At 73.6% G+C, this 7,156-nt stretch carries 7 protein-coding genes; 4 read left to right on the top strand and 3 right to left on the bottom strand.

Annotated features, from left to right (window positions below; genetic code table 11):
* Window positions 1-233: 233 nt before the first annotated feature.
* Both EF918_RS29965 and EF918_RS29960 read left to right on the top strand, forming a co-directional pair.
* Entirely contained in the window at window positions 234-662 is a 429-nt protein-coding gene (locus EF918_RS29965; protein WP_260610803.1) for a hypothetical protein, read from the top strand.
* 104 nt (window positions 663-766) lie between these two features.
* Window positions 767-1,228 carry a hypothetical protein gene (locus tag EF918_RS29960; protein WP_125652072.1) on the top strand — a complete coding sequence of 154 codons (462 nt, stop codon included), beginning with the start codon at window positions 767-769 and terminating at the stop codon, window positions 1,226-1,228.
* Between the two features lie 37 nt (window positions 1,229-1,265).
* Here EF918_RS29960 and EF918_RS29955 read toward each other — a convergent pair whose 3' ends face one another.
* Window positions 1,266-1,928: a maleylpyruvate isomerase N-terminal domain-containing protein gene (locus EF918_RS29955; protein ID WP_125652071.1), complete on the bottom strand. Its 663-nt coding sequence runs from the start codon at window positions 1,926-1,928 to the stop codon at window positions 1,266-1,268.
* Between the two features lie 107 nt (window positions 1,929-2,035).
* Here EF918_RS29955 and EF918_RS29950 point away from each other — a divergent pair, with 107 nt between their 5' ends.
* Window positions 2,036-3,262, top strand: coding sequence for a hypothetical protein (locus EF918_RS29950; protein WP_125652070.1), 1,227 nt, complete (start codon window positions 2,036-2,038; stop codon window positions 3,260-3,262).
* 68 nt (window positions 3,263-3,330) lie between these two features.
* Here the strand turns inward: EF918_RS29950 and EF918_RS29945 are convergent, their stop codons facing one another.
* The gene (locus EF918_RS29945) at window positions 3,331-4,341 is read right to left on the bottom strand and encodes an AraC family transcriptional regulator (protein ID WP_125652069.1); all 1,011 of its coding nucleotides are present in this window, start codon (window positions 4,339-4,341) and stop codon (window positions 3,331-3,333) included.
* Between the two features lie 94 nt (window positions 4,342-4,435).
* Here EF918_RS29945 and EF918_RS29940 point away from each other — a divergent pair, with 94 nt between their 5' ends.
* Window positions 4,436-6,202, top strand: coding sequence for a long-chain fatty acid--CoA ligase (locus EF918_RS29940; protein ID WP_125652068.1), 1,767 nt, complete (start codon window positions 4,436-4,438; stop codon window positions 6,200-6,202).
* Between the two features lie 22 nt (window positions 6,203-6,224).
* On the opposite strand, the gene EF918_RS37345 is transcribed toward EF918_RS29940, so the two are convergent.
* Window positions 6,225-7,156 (bottom strand): CU044_5270 family protein (locus tag EF918_RS37345; protein ID WP_185921982.1); only part of this gene is annotated, 932 nt, incomplete at its 5' end.

Raw genomic sequence — 7,156 nt, 5'->3', positions numbered from 1 at the left:
GTCAGGGGCAGGGTCAGTGCGGCGAGGGCGGTGGCCAGGCCGGCGCGGCGGATGCGCATGGGGCTCTCCCAACGGTCCGGGTGGGGGTGGGTGAGGAGACCGTAGTGACCGGCCGGTCGGGAGGTCGTTGACCGGGCCGCTCAATCTTCCTGACCGCGCGTGGTCCCGCGCCCGGCGGCCCGCATTGGCCGTTCGTTGGTGGACCGTTGGCCGTCCCGCGCACGATGACGTCCATGAAGCGCACGACACGCACCGCGACCACCACGATCAAGGCCGTCCTGCTCACGGCCGCCGCCGTCGCCGGTCTCGCCCTGACCACCACGCCCGCCCAGGCCGCCAACTGCTCGCTGGGCGGCGGGGTCTACATCTGCGAGTACGGGGTCACCACCCAGAACCTCCCCAACGGCACGACGCAGCAGTTCGTGGTCGGCACGGACTCCGCCGTGTGGACGCGCTGGACCAGCACCAGCGGGAGCTGGAGCGGCTGGCAGTCCATGGGCGGCCGCGCCGCCAGCAAGATCTACATCCACGACGGGCGGTTCCCCGACGGCGACCCGTGGACGTTCTGGGTGCTCTACCACGGCTCCGACGGCTACGCCCACGAGAACGGCCGCAAGCACGACGGCAACTGGACCGGCTGGCGGGTCGTGGACGACTTCTGACCGTCGCGCCGGGTGCGTCGTACTGCTTGTGGGCCGGTCACGCAGTGCGATAGAAACACGCCACCGAGTTGATGTTGACGTGTTCACACCCAACGGGAGCGCCCGTGTCCGCACGCTGGGAAAGCCTGAAGAACCGCGCCACCCTGTGCCTGCTCGCCGTCGCCCTCGCGGCCGGGGTGTTCTTCATCGTCGGCAGCGCTTCCCAGCAACCGTCCGGCTGGGGAGCGGCCTACGCCTTCGGCTCCCCGGCCCGGCTCCAACTCCCCGGCCGCTGCGGCACGGAGACCCTCTCGGGCGGCCGGGGCACGGTGGTGTGCGAGCGCACCACCTGGACCGTCGACGGCGAGACCCACCAGGGCGCGCTGTACGCGTACGCCGACCAGATCGAGCGCAGCTCCGGCTCCCTGGCCTTCAAGGGCGAGGCCCACGTCCTGGGTGACCGCGCCTACGGCGAACCGGAGACCTGGCTGAGCTTCGTCCACCTGGGCGCCCTGACCCTGGCGGCCGTCGGCCTGCTGGGCCTCCTGGGCTCGGTGGTGGTGGCCCTCCTGCCGGGCCGCCGCTGAGCCGCGGCCCGGCCCGGCCCGGCCGCGGCCCGTCCCGTCAGCCGAGGACGAGCGGGAGCCGGGCGCCCAACTCCCCGAGCGCGGCCCGCTCCGCCGCGTCGGGAGCCCGCCGCCCGGTCCCGACCCGCAGCACGTCCACGTCGGAGAGGGCGGCGGGGAAGGCCGCCCCGGCGATCGCCTCCAGCAGCTCCCGCGTCCGCGCGAGCCCCTCCGCGGGCGGCCCCGGCACGTGCGGCAGGTGCGCGACGAGGTCCAGGTGGTGCAGCGTCCACTCCAGGACGTACGCAGACAGGTAGTCCTCGGCGGTGAGCACCATGTCCTGGGTGCTGACCCGCAGCCCCGGATCGGCCAGCCGAGCCGCCCGTCCGGCCGCCTGACCGACGTCGTCCAGGTGGTACCTGAGCAGGGCCGGATCCCCGTACGCCGCCGCCAGCCGCACGATCAGTGCGTCCAGCGGATCGTCCCCGGTCGGCGGGGTGCCGGAGACCCGCCAGTACGTCACGGCGTCGTGCGTCGCCGCCCGCCCCGCCCCGGCCGGCGTCACCAGGGTGATCAGCACGTCCTGCGCGTCGATCACCAAGTGGCACACCAGGTCCCGCACGAGCCACCCGGCGCAGCCGGAAGGTCGCCCGAAGTCCTCGTCCGCCAGCCCGGCCACCGCCGCGAGCAGGGCGTGCCACGACCGCGTGAACAGATCCACGGGGCAAGGCTAGCTGCCCCAAGGCCTGCTCGTCCGGGCCTCCCGGGGCCCGGACGAGCCGAAAGGATGGATCAGTCGAAACAATGGCAAGGAGAGGCAATCCACCCATGGGGCGCAAATACATCGTTGTCGGCCACGGCAATTACTTCCCCTCGCAATTCGCCGTGGTCCCGGAGGGTATCTCGGTCACCTGCTACGGCGACGGCGAAGCCGGACTGGAGTACGGCCCGAGAACGACCATCGGCGAGCAGCTCGGTGGGCAGCTCGTCGACGCGATGGTCGACGGGGGTGACGGCACGTGCCTCAACGTGTCGATGATCGGGTGCGCCGGTCTGGAGAACCCTTCGCTGCAACGGCAGATCGCCCAGGAGTTCCCCGAGTGGGAACTGCTCAGGCCCGGGGTGGATCTGGGCGCGGTCATGCTGTGCGACGACTCCAACGGTCTGTGTCCGACCCCGGAGGGCCGGATGTCGCCGGACGGGACGCCGAAGGCCCACCAGTGCGGCGGTCTGCTCACCCTCGATGCGGAGCAGATCGTCTTCGTCTCGTGCAGCTTCATCAGGTCCCTCTGGCCGGAGGAGGACTGGGTTCCGACGCGCGACGACATGGCAGTGGTCGACCGGCACCACGGCGGTCTTCTGACACCCGACGACGAGTGCAGCTACGAGTGCGTCGTCAGCGCGCGGGGGATCGCCGTAGGACCGGTCGTCGAAACGGAGTACGGGGCCTACGTGCTCGCCGCGGGCGGCGGTCGCTGCCACCTCGACGTCGAGCGGGGGGGCGAGGGCGACCGGTACGAGTTCGACCTCACCGTCCAGGGCTGCCCCGACGCGTACAGGAAGAGCGTGGCGGAGGACCTTCAGCGGATCATGCAGGGGGCCGGCCGCACGTACAGCCTCGACTGGACCAGGCGGCGAACGGTCAGGCTCACCCCGGTGCTCGGCGGGATCGACATCGTGGACGGGCCCAGGAGCAGCGCCAAGAGGGAGGCCGGCGTCGCACGCCTGGTGAGTCATTGGAACGGTGACGCGGTGAGCCGGGACGATGTCGAACTGCTGCGGGCCGCCCTCGGCACCAAAGACTTCTTCCGCCACTTCCGGGGCATGATGAAGGTGCTGGAGCGGACGAGCGGCGGGGTGCCCGGGGGCGCCGACGAATTCGCCGCCTGGCGGGCCAAGTTCTACGAGAAGAACGGTATCGGTGCCGTATCACAGGAACATCTCACACTCGTGTGCAAGTCGCGTGAGGTATGGGATGCGTTGCACACGGTGATCGCTCTCGGTCTCGACAGCGCCCAGCGGGCCCGGCTGGCGAAGCAGCTCGCCCCTCGCTGATCCCCGCCGCAGCGGCCGGAATCGACCGGGCACCCGCGGCCGGGGCCGGGTCGGCCCACCGGATCGCCTCACCCGCCCGAGGCGATCCGGTACGCCCCCGGTGTGGTGCCCGTCCAGCGGCGGAAGGCGCGGTGGAAGGCGGTGTCCTCCGAGAAGCCCAGCCGGGCCGCCAGGTCCGCGATCGGTTCGCCGCCCTCCACCAGCCCGGCGATCGCCGCGTCCCGCCGCACCTGGTCCTTCAGCTCCTGGTACGAGGTCCCCTCCGCCCGCAGCCGCCGCCGCAGCGTCGCCGGCGAGACCGCCAGCAGCGCCGCCACCTCCCCGAGCGACGGCAGCCTCGGCGCGTGCCGCAACTGCCCCGCCAGCGACCGGCGGACCTGTTCCGCCACCGTCGTGCCGTACTCCGGCCGCCCCAGCAGGTCGAACGGCACCCGCCGCAGCATCTCCTCCAGCCCCGCCTCGTCCCGCACCAGCGGCGCGGCCAGCCAGCGCGCGTCGAAGACCGCGGCCGTGGCCGGCTCCCCGAACCGCACCGGGCAGCCGAACAGGGCCTCGTACTCCTCCCGGTGCGGCGGCGCCGGATAGGCGAACCCGGCCCCGGCCAGCGGGATCCGCCGACCGATCAGCCAGCTGCACAGCCGGTGCCAGATGCACAGCAGGCACTCCGACAGGAACCGCTCCTCGTCCCCCGCGGGACCGCTGCGCACCAGGAACCTCGCCTGCCCGGCCCGCACCTCCAGCCCCAGATCGGGTCCGCCCGGGAACAGCCGGTAGAACGCCGTCCCGCGTTCGATCGCCGCGCCCAGGTCCCGGCAGCCCAGCGAGGCGTAGCACATCATCGCGAACGTCCCCGGCCGGCTCGGCGCGCCCGCCAGCCCGAGGAACTCGTCCTGCGTGGACCGGTACAGCGCCCGGAACAGCCGGGCGAACTGCGCGGCCGTCACCCGCGCCCGGTCGTCCCCCAGCAGCAGCGGCGGAATCCGCGCCGCCTGCAGCAGCGCCACGACGTCGCCCCCGCCCCGCCGCACCCCCGCGAGCACGGCCCGCACATGGTGCACGGAGATCGTCTGCCTGCCCATACGACACGACGGTAGTCGCCCTGAGCGCTGCGGTCAGCGGTGCTGACGCTTCCGGTCATGCCCTTGGCGCCATCTGGCTGCCTAGCGTCGGTCCATGACTGCTGCCGCCGCGCCATCCGCCCGACCGCAGGACCGACCGGCGACCCTCGCCGTCCTCACCGAGTGGACCTACGAACGGCACGGGCCCGAGGTCACCGCCCTGCGCCACCGCGCCGCGGACGGGACCTGGCGCACGGGCACCTACGCCGACCTGCGCGACCGCGTCCGCGGCACCGGCCGGGCCCTGCTGGACCTGCGCGTGGCCCCCGGCGAACGCGTCGCGGTCCTCGCCGAGACCCGCCCGGAGTGGACGTACACCTACTTCGCCGTACTCGCGGTCGGCGCCGTCCTGGTGCCGGTCTACCCCAGCGCGGGGGAGGAGGAGCTCGCCTGGGTGCTCTCCGACTCCGAGGCGGTCGTGGTGGTCTGCGACGACCCCGCCCAGGCGGCGCGGGTCGCGGCGGTCCGCGACCGGCTGCCGAAGCTGCGGGAGACCGTCCTGATGGACGACCTGACCCGGGAGGGCGCAGGCGGTCCGGCGGAGCTCCTCGCCCGGGCCGCCGCCGTCCCCGCCACCGCGGACGCCGCCATCATCTACACCTCGGGCACCACCGGCCCGCCCAAGGGCTGCCGCCTCACCCACGCCAACTTCGGCGCGGTCCAGGACGCCCTGCTCCCGCTGGTCCCGGGCGGCCCCGGCGACTCCACGTACCTCTACCTCCCGCTGGCCCACGTACTCGCGCAGCTCATCCAGTTCACGGCGTTCCTGAGCGGCGCGGAGCTGTGCTACTTCGGCGGCCGGATCGAGGACGTGGTGACCGAACTCGCCGAGGCCCGCCCCACCCATCTGCCGTCCGTGCCGCGGCTGTTCGAGAAGGTGCACGCCACCGTGCTCGCCCTCGCGGAGTCCCAGGAGGGCGGGCGCACGCGCTTCGACGAGGCCGTCCGGATCGGCGTACTGGCGGCCGAAGGACGCCTGCCGGCGGAGCTCAAGGCCGCCCACGAGGCCGCCGAGGCGGCCCTGTTCGCGCCCGTACGGGCCGCGCTGGGCGGCCGGCTGCGCTGGGCGCTGACCGGAGCCGCCCCGATCGATCCGGCCGTCCTGGACTTCCTGCGGGCCTGCGGCCTGGTCGTCCACGAGGGCTACGGGATGACGGAGACGGCCGGGGTCATCTCCGCCAACCACACCGGTGCCGCCCGGCCCGGCACCGTCGGCCGCCCGATCGACGGTTGCGAGGTCCGCATCGCCGAGGACGGCGAGATCCTGGTGCGCGGCCCGATGGTCTTCCCCGGCTACCACAACAACCCGGAGGCGACCGCGGAGGTCCTGGACGCGGACGGCTGGCTGCGGACCGGGGACCTGGGCGCCCTCGACGAGGACGGCTACCTGCGCATCACCGGCCGCAAGAAGGAGATCGTGATCACCTCGGCCGGCAAGAACCTCTCGCCGACCGAGGTGGAGTTCGCGATCCAGCGCTCCCGCTACGTCTCCCGTGCCGTGATGATCGGCGACCGGCGCCCCCATCCGGTCGCGCTGATCACCCTCGACGCGGAGGAGATCGCGGCCTGGGCGGCCCGCGAGGGCCTCGCCCCCGGCGACCTCGGCCCGGTCCCGGGCGCCCACCCGGCGGTCCGCGCCCTGGTGACCGAGGCCGTCGAAGCGGCCAACGCCACCGTCTCCCGCCCGGCCCGCATCCGCGCCTTCCACATCCTCCCCGAGGACCTGTCGATCGAGGCGGGCACCTTGACCCCCACCCTCAAACTCCGCCGCCGCGCGGTGGCGGAGCGGTACGCGCAGGAGATCGAGGCGCTGTACGACTGACAGACAGGGCCGGCCGGGCCGGTCAGGCGGCGTCCGGGGCGCCGCCGGGCCGCTGCTTCTGTGCGTCCACCACGGCCCGTTCCAGGACCGCCGTCCGCTCCACGACCGTCCCCGCCTTGATCCCGTCCTGCTCCCTGACCTGCACGCCCCGGCTGCCCAGGTACGCGTACGTCGAGCGGTCGAAGACCCACTCGGTGCGGTCGCCGTGCCGCTCGTCGAGCCGGGCCAGCGCGATGCCGTCGCGCCCGGCCGCGTCCTGGGAGTGCGGGACGACGACCACGCCGGGGATCTTCGCCGCGGCCTGGTACAGGGCCGCGGCCACCGGCGCCGGGACGAGCTGCTCGTGCAGGATCGAGCCGATCTCCCGGAACGCCCGCTGGTCCCGCTCCGGCCCCTCCCCGACCGCCGCGTGGACGCTGCGCAGCAGGGCGTCGGGGTCGGGGTTCTGCTGTTCGAGCCAGTCGTAGGAGAAGTCCGGCGCCCGGCCGGGCACGTCCTGCCCGTTCCTCGGCCGGGACAGCGGATGGTCCCGGTCCAGGGTGATCCCGCCCTTGGGCTGCTCACCGGGCTCGTCCAGCCAGCCCTTGGTCCCGTCCGGGGACTTCCACACCTCCCGCGTGTGGAGCGGCTGCACCCAGGTCCTGGCGTCGTTGCGGTCCACGTCGTGCGAGGTCACCACGTACGAGACCTGGCTCTTGACGTAGACGTACTGGCCGGGCCCCGGCTCCGGCAGCCGGCCCGCCGAGGCGGCGGCGGCGATCTGCCGCACCGTGGCCGCCACCGGCTCCGCGCTGGCCGGCTCCACCGTCACCACCGGCGCCTCGACCAGCGCGGCCCGGCCGTCGGCGTTCGAGCCGGCGGTGGCGTTGAAGGCGACCACGGCGGTCAGCACGGCGGCCGTGACCGGTACGCCGACCACCAGGGCCCGGCGTACCGGCCGCCGGGCCCTGGTGG

This window comes from Streptomyces sp. WAC06614 (assembly GCF_003949795.1).
GTDB lineage: Bacteria > Actinomycetota > Actinomycetes > Streptomycetales > Streptomycetaceae > Streptomyces.
Note: the sequence above shows the minus strand (reverse complement) of the source record. Positions and strands in the feature narration are given on the sequence as shown.